Source organism: Helicobacter sp. 11S02629-2, from assembly GCF_002272875.1.
Lineage (GTDB): Bacteria > Campylobacterota > Campylobacteria > Campylobacterales > Helicobacteraceae > Helicobacter_I.
The window spans coordinates 45,462-68,842 of the sequence record NZ_MLAN01000009.1; the positions used below are offsets into that span (position 1 = coordinate 45,462).

Annotated in this window: 18 protein-coding genes; 15 read left to right on the forward strand and 3 right to left on the reverse strand. The window is 35.8% G+C overall.

Annotated elements, in window-relative coordinates; translation table 11 throughout:
- Positions 1–4 precede the first annotated feature (4 nt).
- A complete protein-coding gene (lon, locus tag BKH40_RS06420) occupies positions 5–2,473 on the forward strand; it encodes an endopeptidase La (protein ID WP_095277950.1) in 2,469 nt (822 codons plus the stop codon).
- A gap of 131 nt (positions 2,474–2,604) precedes the next feature.
- Here lon and BKH40_RS06425 read toward each other — a convergent pair whose 3' ends face one another.
- The 3 genes from BKH40_RS06425 to BKH40_RS06435 all read right to left on the reverse strand — a co-directional run bounded on the left by BKH40_RS06425 (position 2,605) and on the right by BKH40_RS06435 (position 6,092).
- Positions 2,605–4,251: an outer membrane protein transport protein gene (locus BKH40_RS06425; protein WP_095277952.1), complete on the reverse strand. Its 1,647-nt coding sequence runs from the start codon at positions 4,249–4,251 to the stop codon at positions 2,605–2,607.
- Between the two features lie 296 nt (positions 4,252–4,547).
- Positions 4,548–5,423 (reverse strand): signal recognition particle-docking protein FtsY, encoded by an 876-nt coding sequence (gene ftsY, locus BKH40_RS06430; protein ID WP_095277953.1) that lies wholly within the window; start codon positions 5,421–5,423, stop codon positions 4,548–4,550.
- Positions 5,424–5,450: 27 nt separating this feature from the next.
- Positions 5,451–6,092 (reverse strand): hypothetical protein, encoded by a 642-nt coding sequence (locus BKH40_RS06435; RefSeq protein ID WP_095277955.1) that lies wholly within the window; start codon positions 6,090–6,092, stop codon positions 5,451–5,453.
- Positions 6,093–6,218: 126 nt separating this feature from the next.
- Here BKH40_RS06435 and BKH40_RS06440 point away from each other — a divergent pair, with 126 nt between their 5' ends.
- The 14 genes from BKH40_RS06440 to BKH40_RS06505 form a co-directional block, all read left to right on the forward strand.
- Positions 6,219–6,782 (forward strand): 5-formyltetrahydrofolate cyclo-ligase, encoded by a 564-nt coding sequence (locus BKH40_RS06440; RefSeq protein WP_095277957.1) that lies wholly within the window; start codon positions 6,219–6,221, stop codon positions 6,780–6,782.
- A gap of 6 nt (positions 6,783–6,788) precedes the next feature.
- Positions 6,789–8,348, forward strand: coding sequence for a ribonuclease Y (gene rny, locus BKH40_RS06445; protein WP_219350157.1), 1,560 nt, complete (start codon positions 6,789–6,791; stop codon positions 8,346–8,348).
- Positions 8,349–8,389: 41 nt separating this feature from the next.
- Positions 8,390–10,324, forward strand: a complete 1,935-nt coding sequence (locus BKH40_RS06450; protein WP_095277959.1) for a 6-hydroxymethylpterin diphosphokinase MptE-like protein — start codon at positions 8,390–8,392, stop codon at positions 10,322–10,324.
- A gap of 8 nt (positions 10,325–10,332) precedes the next feature.
- Positions 10,333–11,520, forward strand: coding sequence for an MFS transporter (locus BKH40_RS06455; protein ID WP_095277961.1), 1,188 nt, complete (start codon positions 10,333–10,335; stop codon positions 11,518–11,520).
- Positions 11,495–12,616 carry a hydrogenase formation protein HypD gene (gene hypD / locus BKH40_RS06460; RefSeq protein WP_095277963.1) on the forward strand — a complete coding sequence of 374 codons (1,122 nt, stop codon included), beginning with the start codon at positions 11,495–11,497 and terminating at the stop codon, positions 12,614–12,616. The genes BKH40_RS06455 and hypD overlap by 26 nt, the downstream gene beginning before the upstream one ends.
- A 2-nt stretch (positions 12,617–12,618) precedes the next feature.
- A complete protein-coding gene (locus tag BKH40_RS06465) occupies positions 12,619–13,254 on the forward strand; it encodes an MnmC family methyltransferase (protein WP_095277965.1) in 636 nt (211 codons plus the stop codon).
- Positions 13,255–13,337: 83 nt separating this feature from the next.
- Complete coding sequence (locus BKH40_RS06470) at positions 13,338–14,384, forward strand: dehypoxanthine futalosine cyclase (protein WP_095277967.1); 1,047 nt, start codon at positions 13,338–13,340, stop codon at positions 14,382–14,384.
- A 14-nt stretch (positions 14,385–14,398) separates the two neighbouring features.
- Entirely contained in the window at positions 14,399–15,727 is a 1,329-nt protein-coding gene (locus BKH40_RS06475; protein WP_095277969.1) for a pitrilysin family protein, read from the forward strand.
- A 3-nt stretch (positions 15,728–15,730) separates the two neighbouring features.
- Positions 15,731–16,438 (forward strand): 23S rRNA (guanosine(2251)-2'-O)-methyltransferase RlmB, encoded by a 708-nt coding sequence (gene rlmB, locus BKH40_RS06480; protein ID WP_095277971.1) that lies wholly within the window; start codon positions 15,731–15,733, stop codon positions 16,436–16,438.
- An 11-nt stretch (positions 16,439–16,449) separates the two neighbouring features.
- Positions 16,450–17,973 (forward strand): hypothetical protein, encoded by a 1,524-nt coding sequence (locus BKH40_RS06485; RefSeq protein ID WP_095277973.1) that lies wholly within the window; start codon positions 16,450–16,452, stop codon positions 17,971–17,973.
- Positions 17,970–19,103, forward strand: a complete 1,134-nt coding sequence (locus tag BKH40_RS06490) for a hypothetical protein (protein ID WP_095277975.1) — start codon at positions 17,970–17,972, stop codon at positions 19,101–19,103. The genes BKH40_RS06485 and BKH40_RS06490 overlap by 4 nt, the downstream gene beginning before the upstream one ends.
- 12 nt (positions 19,104–19,115) lie before the next feature.
- A complete protein-coding gene (locus tag BKH40_RS06495; protein WP_095277976.1) occupies positions 19,116–20,321 on the forward strand; it encodes an LL-diaminopimelate aminotransferase in 1,206 nt (401 codons plus the stop codon).
- Between the two features lie 45 nt (positions 20,322–20,366).
- A complete protein-coding gene (locus BKH40_RS06500) occupies positions 20,367–21,827 on the forward strand; it encodes an O-antigen ligase family protein (protein ID WP_095277978.1) in 1,461 nt (486 codons plus the stop codon).
- Between the two features lie 236 nt (positions 21,828–22,063).
- Positions 22,064–23,381: cache domain-containing protein (locus BKH40_RS06505; protein ID WP_095277980.1), on the forward strand; the 1,318-nt coding region annotated here is incomplete at its 3' end.

Here is a 23,381-nt window from a genome sequence, read left to right on the forward strand (position 1 = left end):
AAAAATGGATTCTAAGATTTTAGAAAAGCTACCACTAATCATAGAGCATGAGATGTTCATATTTCCTTTTATGATAACTCCAATATTTGTAATTGATAAAAGTGGCATAAAAGGCTTAAAAGACACAGAAACTGATGGGCTTTGCTTTGTAGTTTGTGGGAAAAACAACCCTAAAGCTGAAGAGCTTCCCTTCTATGATGTAGGTGTTATAGGCAGGATCATGCGCAAGTCCATACTCCAAGATGGTAGGATAAAGCTACTTTTTCAAGGACTTTCAAGAGGGAAGTTCTTAGGATTTAGCGATGCTAGTAAGGAAAAAGTTGACGTTCAAGGTATGAGCTATAAGCCTTATGATCCTACACGAATCCACGCTATGAGCAACATCCTTTTTGAAAAAGTAAACGCCCTAGCCCACATCTCTCAAGTCATCTCACCAGACCTACTTAGAAATATAGAAGAATCTGAAGATGTAAACAAAGCCATAGATCTTATCTGTGCTGCCATACGACCCAAAAAAGAGCAAAGCTATCAAATCTTTGCTAGCGATGACATAGAAGAAAGGCTTATGCTTTTAACTCAGCTAGTAAGTGAAGAGATAGAAACTCAAAAACTCCAACGCGAGATAAAAGCAAAAGTCCACACTAAGATGGACCAAGTCAACAAAGAGTACTTTTTAAGAGAGCAGTTAAAGCAGATCCAAAAAGAACTAGGCGTTGATAAGCAAAAAGATGAAGAAATAGATGCCTATCTTAAAAAGCTTGAAGCTTTAAAAAGTGGCATGAGTGAAGATGTGTATAAAGAGATAAAAAAGCAAATCACTAGACTTTCTCGTATGAACCCAGATGGCTCAGATGCTAACGTAGTTCAAAACTATATAGAGTGGGTACTTGAGATTCCATTTACTACTTTTAATCATAAAAAACTAAGTATAAGCAACGTAGAAAAGCAGCTAAATGCTGATCATTACTCTTTAAAAGAGCCAAAAGAACGTATAGTTGAGTACTTTGCAGTAAAAGAGCTTTTACAAAAAAGAAGTGAAGAAGAGGCTAAAGAAAAAGATTCTAAAGAGACTAAGCAACAAAGCAAAGAGCTAAAAAAAGATGAAGCTAAAGGTGATGACTTTAAGTACAAAGGCACCATACTTTGCTTTTATGGGCCTCCGGGGGTTGGAAAGACAAGTCTTGCAAACTCCATAGCCCTAGCCATAGGAAGGCCACTAGTTAGGATAGCTTTAGGTGGACTAGAAGATGTTAATGAGCTTAGAGGTCATAGGCGAACTTACCTAGGATCTATGCCCGGTCGTATAGTACAAGGGCTAATAGATGCTAAGAGTATGAATCCAGTCATGGTCTTAGATGAGATAGATAAGATTATGCGAGGTGTTAGAGGTGATCCTACTTCTGTGCTTTTAGAAGTGCTAGACCCTGAGCAAAACATAAGCTTTAGAGACTACTACACTAACTTTAATATAGACCTTTCAAGCGTAGTCTTTATCGCCACTGCTAATGATATAAGTGCTATACCAGCGCCTCTAAGAGATAGGATGGAGTTTATACAGATATCTAGCTACACGCCTCAAGAAAAGTTTGAGATAGCTAAAAAGTACCTTATCCCTCAAGAGACAAAAAAGCACGGTCTAAAACCTAGCGAAGTGAAAATCCAAAAAGACGCCTTAGAGCTTATCATCCAAAACTATACTAGAGAAGCAGGCGTAAGAAACCTAAGAAGAAGTATCGCTAATATCATGCGAAAAGTCGCAGTTCAGCTTTTGGAAAAAAAAGCCACTGCTATAACTATAGGTGTCAAAGACGTACCAAACTATCTTAAAAAAAGTGTCTTTGAGATACAAAAGACTAACCCTAAACCAAAAAGAGGCGTGGTTAATGGCCTTGCTTGGACTAGTGTTGGCGGGGATGTCTTAACTATAGAGGCTATAAAGCTTATCGGAAAAGGTGATCTTAAGCTAACTGGAAGCTTGGGAGATGTCATGAAAGAAAGTGCCCAGATAGCCTATAGTCTTATAAAGTCAAAGTTAGATTCTATGGAGTTAGAAAAAAGTTCTAAAAAGGCTAAAACTTTAGAATCTAAAGATGAAAAAGAAACTTCTCAAAAGTCTAAAACTAACAACATAGATATACATCTCCACGTGCCAGAAGGTGCTACACCTAAAGATGGACCAAGTGCTGGTATAACTATGGCTAGTGCTATAGCTAGTATACTTTTTGGAAAAGATGCAAGGCAAGATATAGCCATGACTGGAGAGCTAACTTTAAGTGGAGAAGTACTACCTATAGGTGGCTTAAAAGAAAAACTTATAGCTGCCCATAAAGCAGGCATTAAAAAAGTACTTATCCCAAAAAAGAACTATGAAAAAGACTTAGATGAGATCCCTAAAGAAGTCTTAGATAACTTAGAGATAGTCCCAGTTTCTAGCATAGATGAAGTCTTAAAAGAGATACTTATAAACAAATAGCTTTTTTTAATATTTGCTTACCACATCAGGGACTTTAAGTCCCTTCCTTTAAATGACACAATAAAGTATTTGCGTTATATAAGATACAAAAGTATCATAGAAAAAAGATTCTATAAAACTACAAAATCCAACTACCACCTATATCCTAGTGAAGCAGTCGCTATCCTAAGCTGACCAATTGTCGGGTTACTATATATAGAATCCCTATTTTGTTTAAAAGTCTGGCTTAAAGCCACACCTATATCAAAGCCCCTAAAGTTATACTTCGCACCAAATCCAACCATAAAACCATCGCTATCTGGTATACCTATCATATCTTGCTGCACTGGAGACTGCTCATAAGCCACACTTGCCATAAGGCGGAGTTTCCTGCCTATATAAGTAGCCCCTAGCCTAAAGTGGTTAGTATCCCTCCAGCCAACCCCCATAGCAACTGCACTAAAGTCAGCAAGATTAATCATGCCTTTTAGTTGGTCTTGTGAAAAGCTTTGTGCCACACTGCCCTCACTTGCACTAAACTTAGCATGGTCTGCATCAAACTTTATATCAAACTTCCTCCCCCTACTCCAAAAAGTCCTCTCATAAACCGCTTCTAGTCTCACTGGGCCTATTTGGTGGGCATAGGCTAAAGTGATGATTTCAGGCATAGTTATAAAAAGATCTAGTGTAGTTTGCATCCTGACGCTTCCTACTGGTCCACCTATGATTGTATTAGCATCAAGATTACCTTTAAAGTCAAAGCTAACTGGCGAGCTATAAACTACTGAAAACATGCCATTATCAGCAACCCTTACTGATAAAGCTGCCCTATAACCAAAGCCAAGGTCGCTTCCATCGCTTCTTTGATCAACGCGCGCTGTTCCTGCTATAGAAGTTTGTATATTAGAAACCATGCTTTTTATAACATCTAACTGGCTAGCTCCTTGAGGAAGACCCAAAATCCCCAAAAGCACTGGGCTTCTTCTAACCATCTCAAGACTATCTACCATGCTAGAAGGTATAAGGCCATTAGGCAGGCTTTGAAGTATGCTAGGGTCAAATGAAGGGGTATTGCCCGGTTTTTCTGCCGTGCCTAAAGGCACATAAACAGTGTTGTTAAACTTACCCATGCCATAAAGGATTCTAGGGGCTATAGAAAAAGATATCCTGTCGTTATATGTATAGCTTATAGGAGTGCTAAGCTCAACTAAAAAGATAAATATATCTTGTAAAAACTCCCCACCTTTTCCCTGCCACTGAAGTGCTAGACCACTAGGGGCTATAAAACTAGCACCAAAAGTAAAGCCATTATAAGTTTTAGACTTATAAAAAAACTTAGGCATGAAAAAGTTAGTATCCCCAGTAAAGCCTTGCACATAGGAGTTATCTGGCATAGTGTGTTGTAAGGCTATAGTTGAAGGAATAAGATTTTGGACGTTGATATTAGAGTTAAATGCACTATTTATCCCATTTAAAAGTGCCCCGCCTGTTTGGGCTATACCCTTATAAGTAAGATGGGTTATAGAAGTTAAGCCTCTATTAGTAGTTGGCACTTGGAAGCTAAAGCCCGGGATATTGATGATACTAAAAGCCATCTCAAATTCATTTTTATTTTCCCCATAGTCGTTATCAAAGCCCATATTAGCCGGGTTGTAATAACTTGCATCAGCCCCCCTAGCCCCTGCTACATAAGCACTTGAAAGGGCGGTGCCATTTAGACTTTGTTCTTGAATCTTAAAGCCATTAGCAAACATAACAGATAAACTAGCTACTCCACATATAATGACTTTTCTTAGCATCAACTACCTCTTACATATATTCACTGCCTAAACGCCTAATGCAAAAAACCAAACCATCAAAACTGATAAAGATTATATTTTAACTAAGTATCTATAATCAGACCTAGTTTTTAAGCCCCCTATCCCAAAGCCTAGACCTTAGATGCATATAATAAAGCTTAAGATTAGACTTAATGTTTACTAGAATCTATCTTTTTGCTTAGCCTAATTACAACTTAAAGGCTATCACTTTAAAGCTTATGCCTTCTTCTAGCATCAAGACATATATTCTATGATGGATTAATCAAGTCTAGAATCTAACTTTGATATATAGAATCTAAAAGACTATTGATATAACTTTCTTCATCAAACCTTACAAGGTCGTCTTCTTTTTCACCTACACCTATGTAAAGTATAGGCAAGCTTAACTCTTGGATGATGCTAAAAACGCAGCCGCCTTTACTTGTGCCATCCATCTTAGTTAGCACTACTCCATCAAGCTCTAACATCTCATGGAAGATTTTAGCTTGGGCTATAGCGCTACTTCCTTGCGTCCCATCTAAGATTAAAAGCTTATGAAATGAATCGTGTTTTAAGGCTTTAGCACAAGTTTTGCTTATCTTTACTAGTTCGTTTTTAAGATTTGTTTGATTATGAAGTCTGCCTGCTGTATCTATATAGATTACATCGCACTTCCTAGCAATACCCGCATTAATAGCATCAAAGCAAAGTGCACTTGGATCACTAGTCTTTTGAGTAGAGATGACATCAATGCCAAGTTTTTTACCCCAAAGCTCTAACTGCTCTATAGCCCCAGCACGGAAGGTATCTCCAGCACCTAAAAGCACTTTTTTGCCTTCTTTTTTCTTCATATTAGCAAGCTTAGCTATAGTTGTAGTTTTACCAGCGCCATTAACCCCAAGTATCAAATAAACTAGCGGTTTTACATTAGCGTGCTCTTCAAAGCTTACCTTATCATAGTAGCTTTCTTTTCTAAAAAAGCGCCTAAAAGCGACATCTAGCATATCACGACTTACATTTTCACTTAAGTTATTAAGCATCTTTTCTACTATGTCATAGTGTATATCAGATTCTATAAGTATCTCTTCTAGGGTATCTTTTGGGATAAGCGTTTTTTTAGTATTAAAAATACTTGCTAGGTTTTCTTTAGTCTTTTTAAGAAAGTTAAACATTATTACTTGCCTTATGTATTGCGTTTATTATCTTGCTACTAGTGCTCTTGAATCTAACTCTAAGTTTTCTTCTAAGATTATACCTTCATAGCTTTTTACCGCTTGATGCTCCTTATCTAGCAAGACAAAAAATGGCTCATCTGGCTTTATCTCTATACCGAGATTTGTACCTAAGACATTTATAAAGTCTTTTTTTTCTAAAGGTTTTTTTGAACTAGATTCTTTTGTCTTAGCTTCTAAATCCTCACTTGATGTATCTATATATATAGGAAGCTTGCCAGTGTAGTCATCTTGCAGTGCTGCTTTAAGCTTAGAAGAAGCAACTACTTTTATATCCAAAAGTGGGACGTTTTTAGAAAGCGTATCTAGATGCACTAAGCTACTAGCACAGCTTAAACACTCACTTGGCATATAGTAGATAAGAGTTACTTTTTGCTTGGAATCTTTGCTTTGCGTTTTAGTGTCTGAAGCAGAAGGGCTAGAAGTGCTTATATCAAACTTAGTCTTTTGTATGGCTATATTAAGTATACTAGCTTCACTATTAGCACTAGTGCTAAGTGGTGCAAAACTAAAAGAGTTTTCTTTATCTTTATGTGTGCTACAAGCCACAAAGATAAAAGCACATAAAAAAGCTAGTAGAAAAGAGTATCTTAGTTTGTTTGTTTTCATGTTATAAAAAAGACCTTGAAGTGGGATATTAAAGGCTTAATTATAAGCTTAAAAAGTTAAAGTTTAAGGTTTTTATAAGGCAGGCATCAAGATATGGCTTTAAGATATAGTTAAGGGTTTTGGTATATGAAAGAAGTGATTAGAAAAGAGTTTAAGAAAGCTCTTTTTAAAAAAAGTGGCTTTAATATTAGAGACAATCTAGCCGCACTTAAAATCCTAAAACTTTTGGAATCTAAAAGACTTACTTCAAAAGATCATAAACTAAAAGTACTTTTATATCTTAACCTTCCTCATGAAGTTAATCTATCCCCTCTTATAAAACTTTTAAGATTTAATAGATTCTATGAAGTCTATGTCCCAAGTATAGATAACTCACCCCACTCACAAAGTAGAACTTTTAAGGTAGTAAAATTACACCTGCCGTTAAAAACTGGAACTTTTGGCATAAAAGAGTCAAGTGCTAGACCCTTAAACCTAACTATCAAAATGGATGTTTTAGTAGTCCCAGTATTAGGAGTTGATAGGTCTTATAAAAGACTAGGATTTGGAAAAGGTATGTATGATATTTTTTATAGTTTACAAAAACTTAAACCTTCTTTGATATTTGTCAGTAGGATAAGGAATATAACTAGGTTAAATGTAGGATTAAAACATGATATTTACTCAAAAGATTATATATGGAGCATCTAAGTGGAGATTTTAGCATCAGTAATAATAACAATAATAGCAATACTTTTTATAGGATATATGACTAAACGCTTTTTTAACTCAAACGTAGTTTTACAACTTGAACAAAGCAAAGCCCAAATCAAAGCCTTAGAATCTGAAATCAAACAAATAATGAGAGATAGACATCTAAAACTAAAAGAAGAAAGACACGACTTTGAAAAAAGCATGCAAAAAGAAAGAAGTATCTTAGAAACTGAGTATAAAAATAAGCTTTATGAGATCGATAGATTAGAAAAAGAGTTAGAGCATAGGATAGACCATCACCTCCAAGAAGCCAAGTTTCATAATGAAAATGCTGAAAAAGAGTATCTTAGGCTAGTTAGAATTAACTATGAGCAAGAAAAAGTCATGAAAGACTATGAAGAGGCTAACAAGCAAGCCAAAGAAGTCTTACAAAACTACACTAGCATGGATATAAATGAAGCTAAAAAGATGCTGCTTGCTAGATTAGAAGATGACTTAGAGAGAGAAAAAGCACTTATGATAAGAAGGGCTGAGGTTGCTGCAAGGGAAGAATCTCGCGCTAAAGCTAACTACATCATAGCCCAAGCCACCACTCGCTTTGCAAGTGAATATGTAAATGAACGTTTAGTCAATGTAGTAAATATACCTAATGATGAGTTAAAAGGACGCATCATTGGTAAAGATGGGCGAAACATTAGAAGCTTAGAGCTTATAACTGGCGTTGATTTTATAATAGATGACACGCCTAATACAATACTCCTTTCAAGCTTTAACACCTATAGACGTGCCATGGCTACACGCACTTTAGAAGAGCTAGTCATGGATGGTAGAATCCACCCTGCAAGGATAGAAGAAGTTTATGAAAGAGTAAAAGCTAGGATGGATGAAGAGATACTTCAAGAAGGTGAAGAAGTAGTGCTTGATCTAGGCTTAGGCTATATGGACCCTGAGCTAAAAAGGCTTATAGGAAAGCTAAAATATAGGGCTTCTTTTGGACAAAACGCACTAGCACACAGTATAGAAGTAGCCTATCTTGCTGGCACTATAGCAGGCGAGCTTAATGGAGATGAAAAGCTAGCAAGAAGAGCTGGACTACTTCATGATATAGGTAAAAGTCTAACTCAAGAAAGAGGGGGTAATCATGTCGATTTAGGTGCTGAGATATGCCTTCACTACAAAGAACACCCAGTTGTGATAAATGCAGTGCTTGCCCACCATGGTAATGAGGAATCTAAGTCTATAGAGTGTAGTGCAGTTTGCACAGCTGATGTATTAAGTGCAGCAAGGCCGGGTGCTAGGATGGAAGTACTAGAAGGCTTTTTAAGCCGTATGCAAGATTTAGAAAAGATAGCTATGAATAAGTTTGGAGTAAAGCAAGCTTATGCAATACATGCTGGGCGTGAGCTTAGAGTTATAGTAAAAGCAGACTTAGTTGATGACTTACAAACTACTACTTTATCAAAAGATATAGCCAGCGAGATAGAAAAAAGCTTGCAGTATCCCGGAGAGATAAAAGTAAGCGTTATAAGAGAGACTAGAGCTATAGAGTATGCTAAACAATAAGATAGAATCTTTTCACAACTCCCATCTATTAAAGAAAGAAAATGGCACAAGATACAACTAAAGCACTAAGCATATATGAAAAAAATCTAGAAGCCTTAAGAGTTAAAGACCCAAGGCTTTATAGTGACCTTTTAGGAGTAAAGACTAATACTAAGTTTGAAGTTTTTTTAGGCAGTGATAATGCCGATTTTAATATCATCGATATAGATTCTAAGACTCCACTTTTTCAAACTAACTCTTTAAGCGAAAACCTAGCCCTCTATGAAGACTTAAAATCTTATAGCTACTATCCTTATCTTTACTTTTATGGACTGGGCAATGGCGTGCTTTATAGGATGCTTTTAGGGAGTACTATCTTAAAGCGTCTAGTTATCATAGAGCCAGAGCTTGAGATAATCTACATAGTGCTTAATCTAATAGATTTAAGTAGTGAAATATATACTGATAGAGTGATACTTTTACTTTCAAAGTACTGTAACTATCATATGATAGCTTCTCTTTTTGAGATAGATAAAGATTCTAAAATCTACTCTAAAGTCTATGATTTGCTTTGCCCTTTTAGATTCTATGACACTTATAAAGATGAATTAATAGATATAAATCACAAATTTATAAAAGCCATAGAGCATAACGTCATAAGCGTTGGTAATGACACACAAGATGCCATAATTGGCCTGAAACACCATATACTTAATATGTTAGATGTGCTTTCAAATCCCAATCTTATGGAACTTCATAACATCCTTAAAGATAGAGACACAGCCATCATAGTCTCAACTGGCCCAAGTTTATATAAACAGCTAGATACCTTAAAAGACATAGCACCTTTTGCTACGCTTTTTTGCATAGATGCAAGCTTTCCTGTGCTTTATAAAGCTGGCATAAAGCCTGATATCGTCTTTACTTTAGAGCGTGTAAAAGAAAGTGCGAAGTTTTATAAAGACACTCCTAAAAAAGCCCAAGAAGGAGTAGTTTTTGAGCTAACTTCTATAGTGCATAGAGATACTATAAAAGCTATAACTAATGGCACTAAGCAGTTTAGCTTTAGACCCTTTGGCTATACAAGCATCTTTTCCTTTCATGAGTATGGTTACCTTGGCATAGGTATGAGTGCGGCTAATATGGCTTATGAGCTAGTAGTCCACTCACGCTTTAAACGCTGTATCATCATAGGACAAGACCTAGCTTTTGGAGAGGATGGGACTTCTCACTCAAAAGGTGCAGTTTATGGAGAAAGTGAGATAAAGCCAAAGCCTAAAAAAGATAGGCTTATGATAGAAAAGTATGGAGGTGGTGGACTAGTAGAGACTACTGAAGTCTGGAAGCTTTTTTTAAACTTCTATGAAAAAGATATAGCCCAAACTCCTTACAACCTAGAAGTGATTAACTCTACTGAAGGGGGTGCTAGGATAAAAGGCACTAAAGAAATCCCTTTCAAAGAAGCCATCAAGCTAATCCCAAGAGTTAAAAAAGACCCTATAGTTTTACACTATCCAGATAGAGACTACACTAAGACTAGACTAAAAGAGGCCATGCTTCAAGTTGAAGACTTACTTAGCTATGGACGAAGGGTTAAAAAAGACGTAGAAAAAACTTTCTTAAAGCTAGTTAAGTTTTTAGAAAAGATAGAAAAGCTTAATAGCCAAGATAAGCTTACCTTACTTGTATTTGATAAGATGGAATCTATAAGTAAAGATATAGATAAGATAAAAGAGACTTATAATGAAGTGCGTTTTAGAGACTACTTTGGAGATGCTTTGCAGTCTTATATCTTCCATCAAGAACTAGACATCGCTAAAATCTTAGTTAAGCCCATAACTTCAGAGATAGAGCAAAAAGCTAAAACTTTAGAGCTACTTTATGCTCATAAATACTGGCTTTTTAGTCTTGCTGGCGGGATAGATTCTGTACTTAAAGTAGTAAGTAAAGCTTTAAGGTCTTTAAAAGCAAAGTCAAAACCCCTTTTATCTAATTAAAAAAACTAATGTCAACAACTAAAGGCTACTTAAAAGTAATCTTACTTTTAGCGTTATCTAGCTTTTGCATGGGTGTGGCTGAGTTTATAGTCGCTGGAATCTTAACTAAGCTTGGGGCTAGGTACTCTTTAAGTGATGAGTTAATAGGCTATATGTCTACAGTCTATGCAGTAGGCGTAGTTATAGGTGCACCCATACTTAGCTTGCTAATCTCACGCTTTAACTACAAAACACAGCTTGCTAGTACCATACTTGTCTTTGGGTTTTCTAACTTGGCTATTTTTATCTTTGATAACTTTTGGCTTTCTTTAGTAGCACGCTTTGTTGGCGGGCTGATGCACGGGCTATTTTTCGTTATAGCCACAGTTGTAGCTTTAAAAGTCGCCCCTAAGGCTAAGACTAGCTTTTCTTTAAGCCTTATGGTTTTAGGCCTTACTTTAGCCTTAGTAAGTGGCGTGCCTCTTGGTATCTATCTAGCAAGGTTTCATCTACTTTTTCCTTTTTTGTTTCTAGCTGTAGTTAGCTTCATAGTTAGTGGTTTAATCTTAGTTTTTATGCCGAAAATAGATTCTATAAAGCATGGTTTTAAAACCCTATTTAACGCTTTTAGATTTAAGGCTTTAAGCATAGGCTTTTTGATAACGGCTTTTACTTGTGGCTCTCAGTTTGTAAGCTATATCTATCTTAGAGTGTATTTAGAATCTTTACACTTTAGCAGCGAAGTTATAGTTAATATCTTTTTGCTTTATGGGGTAAGTGCGATTTGTGGGAATCTAGTAGGTGGAAAGATAACTGATAGGTTTGGTTCATATAAAGCTTTGATGATAGTTTTAATCTTACAAGTACTAAGCTATTCATCCTTAAGCTATATCTTTGTTTTAAAGCATGATTTAAGTATATTAAGTATTGTGCTTTTAGGCTTTTTTGGCTTTGCAAGCATAGCCCCACTAAAGATGCTTTCTTCTTTTTTAGCCCATAGATTTACACCAGATTCTATAAGTAGTACTATCTCGCTAAATGAAGGCTCTTTTAACGTAGGCATAGCACTAGCTAGCTTTGTAGGAGGCTTAAGCAGTGCTTATATAAGCGTGTTTAGTAATGGGGTCTTAAGTGCTATCTTTAGTCTTATTAGCCTACTTTTACTTTTGATATTTATTAGAAAGGTTTACTATGGAAAAGCCTGCAAAGAAGCTTGATTATATAGGGGTTTATAGGGATGATAAGATTTTAAAAGCCTTAAGTCTTGAGATAAAGCGTGAGGCTTTAAAACTAAAAGCGCCACTTTATATTATGGAAGTTTGTGGAGGTCACACCCACACTCTTATGAAGTACGCCTTAAAGTCTTTAATAGAATCTAAAAATCTACACTTTATCCATGGCCCAGGCTGCCCAGTATGCATTATGCCTAAGTCACGTATATCTCACGCTTATGCATTAAGTCTTAATAAAGACGTCATCCTTTGCACACTAGGAGATATGATAAAAGTGCCTGGTCTTAAAGGCTCACTTAGTGATGCAAGAGCACAAGGGGCTGATGTAAGATTTGTCTACTCGCCTCTAGATTGTCTAAAAATCGCCAAAGAAAACAAAGATAAAAAGATAGTCTACTTTGCCATAGGTTTTGAGACTACAACGCCTATGAGTGCAGCACTTTTAGAACAAGCAATAAAGCAAGATATAACTAACCTTTACTTTCATATAAACCACGTCTTAGTCCCACCTCCGCTAAAGCTTATCTTAAGCGACCCACTTTGCAAAGTTAACGCCCTCTTAGCACCCTCTCACGTAAGTGTTATAACGGGTGCTAAGATCTATGAAGAGCTAGCTAGGGATTTTAAGATTCCAATAGTAGTTAGTGGCTTTGAGCCAGTAGATATGCTTCATTCAACACTTATGCTAGTAAAACAAAAGCTTGAAGATAGATACGAAGTAGAGATAGAGTACTCCCGCCTTACAGATAAAGAAGGTAACTTGAAAGCCCAAAAGATGATGGATAAGTACTTTGAACTTAGAGCTAGCTTTGAGTGGAGAGGGCTTGGTGAGATAGCAGATTCTGCTTTGAAGCTTAAAGATGAGTATGCAAGATTTGACGCTGAAAAGGTCTGGGATCTAAGTCATATAAAAGCTAAAGAGTCTAAAGCCTGTTTGTGTGGCGAGATACTAAAAGGTAAAGCTAGTCCAAAAGACTGCAAAGTCTTTGGCAAGGCTTGCACTCCTAGCAATCCTATGGGCAGTTGTATGGTAAGTAGTGAAGGGGCTTGTAGTGCTTACTATAAGTATGAAAGAGACTAAAAATGGAATCTAAAAATCTAGTCTTAGGAAGTGATGGCAGCTATAGCCTTTATAATGAAAACTATAAGCAAAGCTATCACGCTAAAAGCTTAGGGGCTTTAACTGAGACTATGACTAAGCATATAAGTCCAGCCTTAGAGTTTATAAAATCTCAAAACTTAACAAACGTGCGTGTGCTAGATATCTGCTTTGGACTTGGTTTTAATGCTTTTTTAAGCTTGCTAAAACTACAAAATGCAGAGATTTTTTCACCTGAGCTTGGGGCTTTAAGTGAGATATATGACTTTCCTTATCCAAGCCTTTTAGATTCTATTAGTCCAAATGAAGCTTTAAAAACGCTTAGCTTAGAATCTACTTTAAGCTATAAAACTAACACTTTACACTTTTTCCAAGGGAACGCACTAGAGTATATAAAAAAGTTTGAAGGTGGCTTTTTTGACATAGTCTATCAAGATGCTTTTAGTAGTGAGTATAATCCTGAGCTTTGGAGTAAAGACTACTTTAAAAGGCTTTTTTATATAACTAAGCCTAAGTGTTTAGTTACAACTTATGCTAAGGCAAGGGCAGTTTTAGATAACGCTAGGCTTGCTGGCTTTAAGGCAACAAAATATAAATTAGGAAGTTTGTTTTATAAGTGATAAAAAGCTGCATTATTTGCTATCCTCTTAAAATCTAAAAAGTATAATCTAAAATAAAACAAAGTAACTCAAGGAAGTTTTTAATGAAAAGATATAGTGATGAAGAGATCTTAGACTTGATGGAAAATGCCAGTCTAAAAGACTTAGGCAAGCTAGCAAGTGAAGTAAAAAGTGAGCTTCATAAAGACAAGGTCACAACTTTTATAGTAGATAGGAATATAAACTATACAAATATATGTTGGGTTGATTGCAAATTTTGCGCTTTTAAAAGAAGGCTTGGCGAAGAAGGCGAGTACATATTAAGCTTTGAAGATATAGATTCTAAGATTGAAGAGCTTTTAGATATAGGTGGTACACAGATACTTTTTCAAGGTGGAGTACACCCAAAACTTAAGATTGACTACTATGAAAACTTAGTTAGCCATATAGCCAAAAAGTTCCCTAGCATTACAATTCACGGCTTTAGTGCCATAGAGATAAACTACATAGCTAAGGTCTCTCACCTAAGCATTGAAGAAGTTTTAAGACGTCTTAAAAAAGCAGGTCTTAGTTCAATCCCCGGTGCTGGGGCTGAGATACTAAGTGATGAAGTAAGAGATATCATAGCACCCAAAAAACTAGATAGTGAAGAGTGGATAGAAGTGCATAGACTTGCCCACTTACAAGATATAAAGTCAACTGCAACTATGATGTTTGGATCAGTTGAAGGTAACAAAGACATAATAGAGCACTGGAGACGCGTTCGTGACTTGCAAGATGAAACTGGGGGCTTTAGGGCTTTTATACTTTGGAGTTTCCAGCCCGATAACACCCCTTTAAAGTCTGAGATACCTCACATCTCTAAGGCTAGCAGCCATAGATACCTAAGACTATTAGCCTGTTCTAGAATCTATCTTGATAACATAGCCAACATCCAAAGTAGCTGGGTCACACAAGGAAGTCACATAGGTCAGCTAGCACTTCTTTTTGGTGCTAATGACTTAGGCAGTACCATGATGGAAGAAAACGTAGTCGCCGCAGCAGGGGCTAGAAACTCTATGAATGAAGCACAAATGATAGAGCTTATAAGAGATATAGGTGAGCATCCAGCTAAAAGAAATACCGCATATGAGATATTGCAAAGATACTAAGGGAGTAAAGGCTTATGAAGCAGATATTGGCATTTTTTATATTTTTAGGAGTGATGATGGCAGGTGATATTAAGTACTTAGAGGTTAAAGGCGTTAAGATTCCAGTTATAAGTGAGATGGACAAAAACGTCTCTTTTGGTGTAATAGGACTTCATTTTAATGGAGGAGGCGTTGTCTTTGATAAGGACTTACCTATATCTAATGCTAGTGCTTTTCTTCTAAGTAGAGGAACTAAAGCTTTAGGTAATATAGACTTTAATAAAGCCCTTGATGCTAAGGCAGTAGACCTTGAGATAGGCACTGGAAGGACTACTTTAGTCTACTCTTTAAAGTTTTTAAAACAGTATGAAGACTTTTCTATAAACATGTTAGGAGACTTACTAAAAGACCCTAACCTTACTAAAAACGCCCTAAGTGATACCATCTCTTACATGCTTGCTAATCTTGCAAGTTCTAAAAGCGACTTTGACTATCAAGCCTCTTTACTCTTAAATGAAGTTGCTTTTAAAGGCACTCCTTTAGCTAAAGATTCCTTAGGGACTAAAGAAAATATAGAAAAGCTAAATCTAAAAGATATAAAACACTATCTTGATACTAATGTAGTGCTTTCTCGCCTTGTCATAACTGCAGGTGGTGACTTAGATGATAAGACTTTAGCTCACCTTAAAAAGATTCTAGAAGCTTTGCCAGTAGGTAACGCTATAAAAATCCCTCACTTTGACTTTAGTATAACGGAGGCACAAAGAAAGGCTCTAAAAGATGACACAGCTATAAAAACTTTTAGCGGTGTACAGCAAGCTAGCATTGCATTTGCAGCACCTTTAGTTGGCATAGACCCAAGTAAAGAGGCTTATAAAGCACGTGTAGCTAGCCTTATACTAGGAGCTGGTGGCTTTGGCTCTAGAATCTTAGAAAATGTCAGAGTAAAAGCAGGGCTTGCTTATAGTGCTTATATAAGTTTTGATATGGGGAGAGTGCTAAGTCTAGCTATAGGTGGGATGAACACAGACTTAGGAGATAACGCAACAAAGGCTATAAATCTAGTCAAGCAAACCGTTCAAAACTTCGTTGATAAGGGAGTTAGTGAGCAAGAGCTAGATGACGCTAAGAAGTTTTTAATAGGTAGTGAGCCTTTAAGAAATGAGACTATAGAACAAAGGCTTTCTAAAAAGTATATGGCTTACTTTAATGACTTACCGCTAGATCAAAGCAAGCTTGACTTAGAAAAGGTTAAAACTCTTACTTTACCAGAGATTAATGACTTCATAAAAAAACATGTTGAGTTAAAGAATCTAGTCTTTGCACTTGTAAAAGCACCTAGCCAACCTAAAAAAGCTAACTAGTCCATGTTGATATACGGAAAACAAAGCTTTTTATATGTGCTTTCACGCCATAAAGATGTCATAGAAGAAGTGCTTTTAAGTAAAGAGATAGATAAGGGGCTTTTTTCTAAGATAAGAGCCTTAAATGTACCTATAATTAGAGTTGATAACAAAAAAGCACAAAGCCTAGCCCATGGCAACAATCACCAAGGCTACTTTATGAGGATAAAAGACTTAGAGCCTTTAGCCTTTAAAGACCTAAAAGATCTTAACTCCCTTGTAGTGCTTTGCGGTATAGAAGATGTTGGAAATATAGGGGCTATATGTAGGAACATCTTAAGCCTAGGAGTTGGCGGTCTTTTGCTAGATAGGCCTTTAAGTCTAGGTGCTATGGAAGGGGTTTTTAGAGCTTCAAGTGGGGCTTTGATGGATGTAAAGTTTGGCTACTCTAGTAATGTTTTAGATTCTATAAATGAGCTAAAGGCTTTAAACTTTACTCTAATAGGAGCAGATGCCAGAGGTGAAGAAACCCTTAACATAAGCTTAAAAGATGATAAAAAGCCTGTAAAATGGGCATTATTTATGGGTAGTGAGGGTGAAGGCCTAAAAAATGCAATAAAAGTAAAATTAGATAAAATACTTTCCATAAAAATGGCGAACAACTTTAACTCTTTAAACGTTAGTGTTGCAAACGGAATCTTAATTGACCGAATTAATGCTTTATATAAATAAAAAGGAAGGCAATGAGTGAGATAGAAGGCTTAGAGAAGCTAAAAAAGCTAGATATCAAAGACATCAGGAAGGCTACCAATCTTACTCCTGCGCGTATACAAGACGTCTTAAACAAGAACTTTGAGGGCATGGAGAGAGTAAGGGCTGTAGGATTTGTAAGAATCTTAGAGAGGGAGTTTAATGTAGACTTAAGCGAGTGGATAAAAGAGTATGATGAGTATCATAAGATAGAGCACATAAAAGTTGATGATTCCATCCTTACGTCCATACCTGCACAGTCAAATGTGCTAAATGAGTACGTTGAAAATCAAAAAAATCTAAATGAAGCCAAAAACTTTCTAAAAGAAAAAGAGAATCTAAAAAAGCAAAAAAGCTTCCCTTTTACAGCAAGTGATACCGCCACTAACTCTAAGTCAAAAGATATAGAATCTAATAAGATAACACAGGCAAAGGCTGAAGAAAAAAGAGCTAAAGTAGATGAGGAAAAAAGAGAGCTTATAACTCCTGCAGACTTCATAAACCCTAGTCTTGATAGCAAACAAAAAGATGAGATAAAAAAAGATGAGCTTAAAGAAGAAGGTATAGATCAAAAAGACTTTAAAGCCACTAACTTTGATGCTATAGAATCTCAACTAGAAAAAGAAAGAGAAGAAAAAAAGGCACAAAAGCGTGCTAAAAAAGATGAAGAAGAAAGGGAAGCTATAACTTCAGCAGACTTTATAGACCCTAACTTATCTAAAACCCAAGCAGACAAGATTAAACTTAGCGAGATAGTAGAAGAAGGCATAAATAAGCACCCAGCTAAAACTAGCACTTACAACACATCTAGCAAACAAGGCTTTAGCACAGATTCTAAAAATCAACTAGCCAGTAGTAAAACCAAAAGAAGTGAGCTTCAAGGCGTGAAGCTAGAGTACTCAAACACAAGGTCTAATGATAAAAAAGTGGGTAAAGTAGTAGGTATCATCATACTTATAGTGATAATTGTAATTATTATAGTGATAATTGCCCTCTTTGTGACTTTTGAAAACAAAAAAGAAGCCAAACTAAGAAATGCCAACTTGCAGATGGAGCACACAACAAATGCACTACCAAGTCCAAATATGGCAAATATCACTCAAGATGAAAAAGTTATAGACGGACAAGCAAGCAGTGAAAGCCAGATAGGCACTAATGTAAATCAAAGCACGCAAAGTGCTAGTAGCACTCTAAACACCACTAGCACACAAGCAAATGAAAATAGTGCAAATGCAGTCAAGCTAACTTTTAACTCTAGTGAGCCTTTGTGGATTTACTATGTTGATTTGGATTCTAAAGTAGTTGGCGAGAGACTTTTAAAAGCACCTTTTACCTTAGATGTAAGTCATGATACTGCCTTTCACTTTGGTCATACTAACTTTGAGTTAAGTGTTAATGGCAGCAATGTCGTATTAGATAATCCTAACCCATCAAACCCTGCAAGATATCTTTTTAGTATGAAAGATGGCTTTAAAAAGATAAGTATTAAAGAGTTTAACAAGTTAGTATCCAAATGAAAAACACCCTAAAAGCCCTCTTTTTAGTACTGCTTTTAAGCATAAGTTTGCAAGCAAGTCCTTTACAGAATATAGTGCAGTCCTTTGTTGGCAACCCACTTTATATGCAAAACCTTAACTTTATAAAAAGAATCTTTCGCAATGAAGATTCTTTCTTCTTAGGTAGTGGTGAAGTTAACTTTAAAAAAGTGCTTGAGACCTTAAAGCAAAATGGCCTTTTGAACCTAAGACTAGATAGCCCAAGTAATATAAACTTAGTTTTTAGAACTAGAACTAGCCCAGTTTTTCTAACTTTTAGTGTGAGTAATGCACTTAATGCACTAGGCTATTCTTACTTTTATATCTCAGATGCATCACGTTCAGATTCTACATTAGAGGCTACTTACACGTTAAATAGCGAAAGTATGGTTGACCCCATACTTCTAACTAGTGAGCTTGAAAAAAGAGGTTATGAGATAAATAGTATTAATAAGATAAGTCCACTAACTTGGGAGTATGATATAACCTTGATGCACCCTAGCATTACTAATGCCTTTATAGTGGATGAAAACATAGCTAATGTAACCCTTAATAGAGTTAGCGGGAGATACTGGCTAGCTATTAATGCAAGTGGGGTTATGACTTTAAGCTCTGATACATTATGGCGCCCTAAGATAATCTTTTTTGATAGCAATATGCAAATAATCAACAACATCACAAGTGATGATCTAAAGTCAAGCTATACATTTAAGATGCCTAGTGGAGTAAGTTTTATACTAGTTAGTGATACCTATGAGCCAGTAAGGCTAAGAAATGGTCTTCAAGTTAGCTTTAAAGTAGATGAACCAGTGTTTCCAACCCCAAGCCAAACTAATGTCCCTACAACTAACGCCACTACTCCTAACCTACCAAGTGGTATAACAACTAGTCCTTATTTTAACCCTAACCAAAATCCTATTAATAATCAAAACAACACAAAGCCTATAACTCCAAGTAGTGAAGATGGCATAAGCACCAAACCTTTAGATGAAGACAAACTAAACCAGCCTAATATTCCAAATGAGCAAGAACTAGACAACAGCATAGAAAAAGATGATAAAAGCAACCCACAAGATGGAAATTCTCAAGGTGAGATGATAGACTTAAACTAAAAAGGAGTAAGCATGTTTGATGAGATAGAGTTTGATAAGATAAAAAGACTACCAAAGTACATTTTTAGTGCCATCAATGAGATTAAATACGACATGCGCGTTAAAGGCATAGATGTCATAGACTTTAGTATGGGTAACCCTGATGGCGCCACTCCTAAGCACATCATAGATAAGCTTTGTGAAAGTGCTAAAAAGCCTAAAAATCAAGGCTACTCCGTAAGTAAAGGGATCTATAAACTACGCCTTGCTTGTGCTTCTTGGTATAAAAGACGCTTTGATGTCACCTTAGATCCTGACATGGAAGTCTGTGTTGGTATGGGTAGTAAAGAAGTTTTTGTCCACTTAGTTCAAGCTATAACTAACTTTGGTGATAACGCTATAGTCCCAAGCCCTTGCTATCCTATACACCACTACGCTTTTAATATAAATGGGGCTAATGTCTTAACTTTCCCTTTAGAGTACAATGAAAACTACGAAGTTAATGAAGATGCCTTTTTTGCCCACTTAGAACACGCCTTGCAAGAAAACTTCCCTAAGGCAAAGTTTGTGGTAGTTAACTTCCCTCATAATCCAACCACAGTGGTTGCTTATAAAAGCTTTTATGAAAGACTAGTAAAACTTGCTAAAAAAGAGCGCTTTTACATCATTAGCGATATAGCTTATGCTGAGCTTTGCTTTGGTGAGTTTAAAACTGCGAGTATCTTTGAAGTAAAGGGTGCAAAAGATGTAGCGGTTGAAACTTATACTTTAAGCAAGACTTATAATATGGCAGGCTGGCGTATAGGCTTTGTCGTGGGTAATAAAAAGATTATCGAAGCAGTTCAAAAGATAAAAGGCTGGATAGATTATGGAATCTATACACCCTTACAAGTTGCAGCTACAGTCGCACTAGATGGAGACCAAACTTGTGTAGATGAGATAAAAGCAAAATATGAAAAACGTATGCACGTTATGATAGAGTGCTTTAAAAGGGCTGGCTGGGAGCTAGAGATGCCAAAGGCTTCTATGTTTATATGGGCTAAGATTCCAGATAAAGTTGCCCACTTAGGAAGCTTAGAGTTTTGTAAACGTGTGCTTCAAGAGGCAAATATCGCCTTTAGTCCGGGCATTGGCTTTGGGCCTGCTGGAGAAGGCTATGTGCGTATAGCTTTAATAGAAAATGAAAAGCGTATAAGATATGCTGCTAAAAACTTAAAAGAGTTTTTAAAAAAGTTTTAATAAAACATATAATTAGCACTTTACAATACAAAAAAAGGTAGTGGTTTGCAGATAGAGAGTTCACAAGGTAAAAAAGAAGGCATGGCATTAAGGGTTTATAGGCTGATAGGAGAGTACTACCTTTGGGTTTTATGCATAGTCTTAGGCTTAATGGTCTATATGACAGGGGCTGATAGCTATGTAAGAGCTAGGAATATCTACTTTGTAGCAGCCTTTATTTTTTTGGTGCTTTTTATAAAAGAGTTTAGACTTAAAAAACTTGCTTCTATTAAAGTGCCTTTGATCCTCTTTTTTATAGTACTTATCTTTGCTTATCTATCTTTGTTTAATGCAGCACGCATTGACTGGACTTTAAAATATATCAACTTTAATCTTTGGCTAAGTCTCTTTTTCTTAATCTTTACCTACCTTATGACACTTCTCTTTTCTAAAAAGCAGACTAACTTTCTTGTCTTTCTTATAGGACTAGCTTTAGTTGTCATAGAAATAATCACTATTTATCTCTGGATAGAGCATGGTGGCTGGCCTTATAGGACAGCTATAGGTAAGACTGGTGTTATCATATTTGGCACATGGATAGTTTTAGGCTTTGCTTTTAGCTATGCGGGGATTTATGTCTTTAAAGGTCCTTGGAAGATTCTAGCCTTAGTGCTTTTTGTCCTAGCTTTTGTAGGGATAGTCTCTAATAACACTAGGTCTTTCTTCCTAGCCCTGCCCTTTATGCTAATACTTCCTTTGTTTATAGTTAGATATAAGTATAAGCCAACCATCATCACTATATGCATTGTTATCTTAGTTGTGTTTTTCATTAGCTTTTATAACTACTCAGGTAGGTTAAATCCAAGATTTGACGCTAAGGCTATGGTGCAAAACTTCCATACGGTTTGGAGTGTCAAGCCCGGAGAGATGGGACGCTTTGACATACACTGTGCTAACTCTAATCTTTGTAGTCCTTTTTCTTATCCTCTAGATTCTAAAGTACACTGGGAAGAAAGCTCTCTTATAAGACTAAGCTTGCTAAAGTCCATACTTCTAGCCATAAAAGAAAATCCTTTCAGGCCTAATGGCTACTATCCAAGAGAGTTTGTCTATAACTTAGAGCAAAACTTCTGGAAAGCAGATGATATTCGCTACCCTTATGCCTACATACCAGCAAGTGACACAGACATAAAAGATGGAAAACCTCACACTTACATACACCCTCACAACTCAGTAGTTAGTGCTGTATTTGAACTAGGTATCATAGGTGCGCTAGCTTTATATATCTTTACTATATTTATGTTTTATGTAGGCGTTTATATATATAGAAAAAATACTGGCGTTTATAAGTTCTGGGGACTTCTTATGTGCATTTTCTTACTAGGAGAAACCATAGCGTTTTTCTTTGACTGGCTTATACTTTTTGCAGGTCAGATGGTACTTTTTATGTTTTATGGCATAAGCCTTGCGATCTATGCTAAGACTTTAGTTGATAAAAAACTTAAAAGAGGTTGTTTTAAAGCCTAAAGATGCTAGCTAACCTAGGCCTATCTTAAAGTAAGCAATATTTACTTAAAAAGATTCTAAGGCTATATCCCATAGCCTTTAAAACCATATATGTTAAGATTTAATAAAACAAACTTTACACTCTCTTGATATTTACAAAAAAAAAAAAAACGGTTAGAATGTCACATTTTGATACTAATTAAGAAAATTTTTAGTTAACCTAGCTGATAAAGCACAACGACATTCGGAGCAACTTTATGAAATTAAAACTTATAGCATTTATGTCTTTTATTTTTATAGTATTCATAATCGTTTTTATTCTCTTCTTTTATAATAACAAATATCAAATAGACTTATTTAATGACAGCCTAACTGAAACTTACTATGAAAACACAGATAAAATATTACAAACTGCCACTAATTCTATGGCGGCTTCACTTGGTGCACTAGTAAAAGGTATGGATGAAGATAGTCAAATAGCCCTTATGTCCCAAGCCATAGATAAAGTAAGGATAGGAGATGAAGGCGATGAGTACTATGTCATAGCTAAAGGGACAAGGCTGCTTATACACCCAAAAGAAGCAAATCTTGTTGGCAAAGACTTAAAAGACTTGCAAGATAAAAATGGCATTTACATATACGCGGAGTTAAATAAGATAGCATTAAATGGCGGTGGAACCTTAAAATATCTCTGGCCAAAATATAAAAATGATGGAAGCAGTATCCTAACTCCAAAAATTGCCTATGTAACGCTAATACCTAATACTAATAACATGTGGATAGTAACTGGCTTTTATACTGACAATCTAGCCAATCAACTCTCAAGCCTCATTACCCCCATCAAACAAAAGATGCTCTACTCCTTTTGGATTAATCTAATAATTACATTTATCATCCTTGTTATATGCTCTCTAATAGCAGGCATACTCTTTTATAAATACATAGTAGGTTCTATAACTTATATAAAAGATTCTCTAACTAACTTCTTTACTTCTTTAAATAAAAATGAAGTAAGTAATATGAAGCTACTAGATAAGAAACTAAAAGATGAATTTAAAATAATGGCTAATGTAATAAACTCTAATATTACTAATATCCAATCTTCTCTCTCCAAAGACTCTTCAGCAGTATCACAAGCCCTAGAAGTAGCTAAGACTATAGAAGAAGGTAATCTAAGTATACGTATAACTAAAAACCCTGCTAATCCTCAATTACTAGAACTTAAAGATGTACTTAATAATATGTTAGATGTATTAGAAACTAAGATAGGAAGTAATATGAATGAAATAGAAAGAGTATTTGATAGCTATCTTAGATTAGACTTCTCTACTTCTGTATTAGATGATAAAGGTAATATAGCTAATAAAGGTAGTGTAGAAAGAGTAACTAATGCCTTAGGAGAAGAAATAAGAAAGATGTTAAAAAGTTCTTTAAGCTTTGCTTCTTTACTTAATGAAGAAGCTAAAAAGCTAAATACACAAATTACTAATCTATCAACTAGCTCTAATGCACAAGCTTCTTCTTTAGAACAATCTGCTACTGCTATAGAAGAGATAACTCAGTCTATGCAAAATG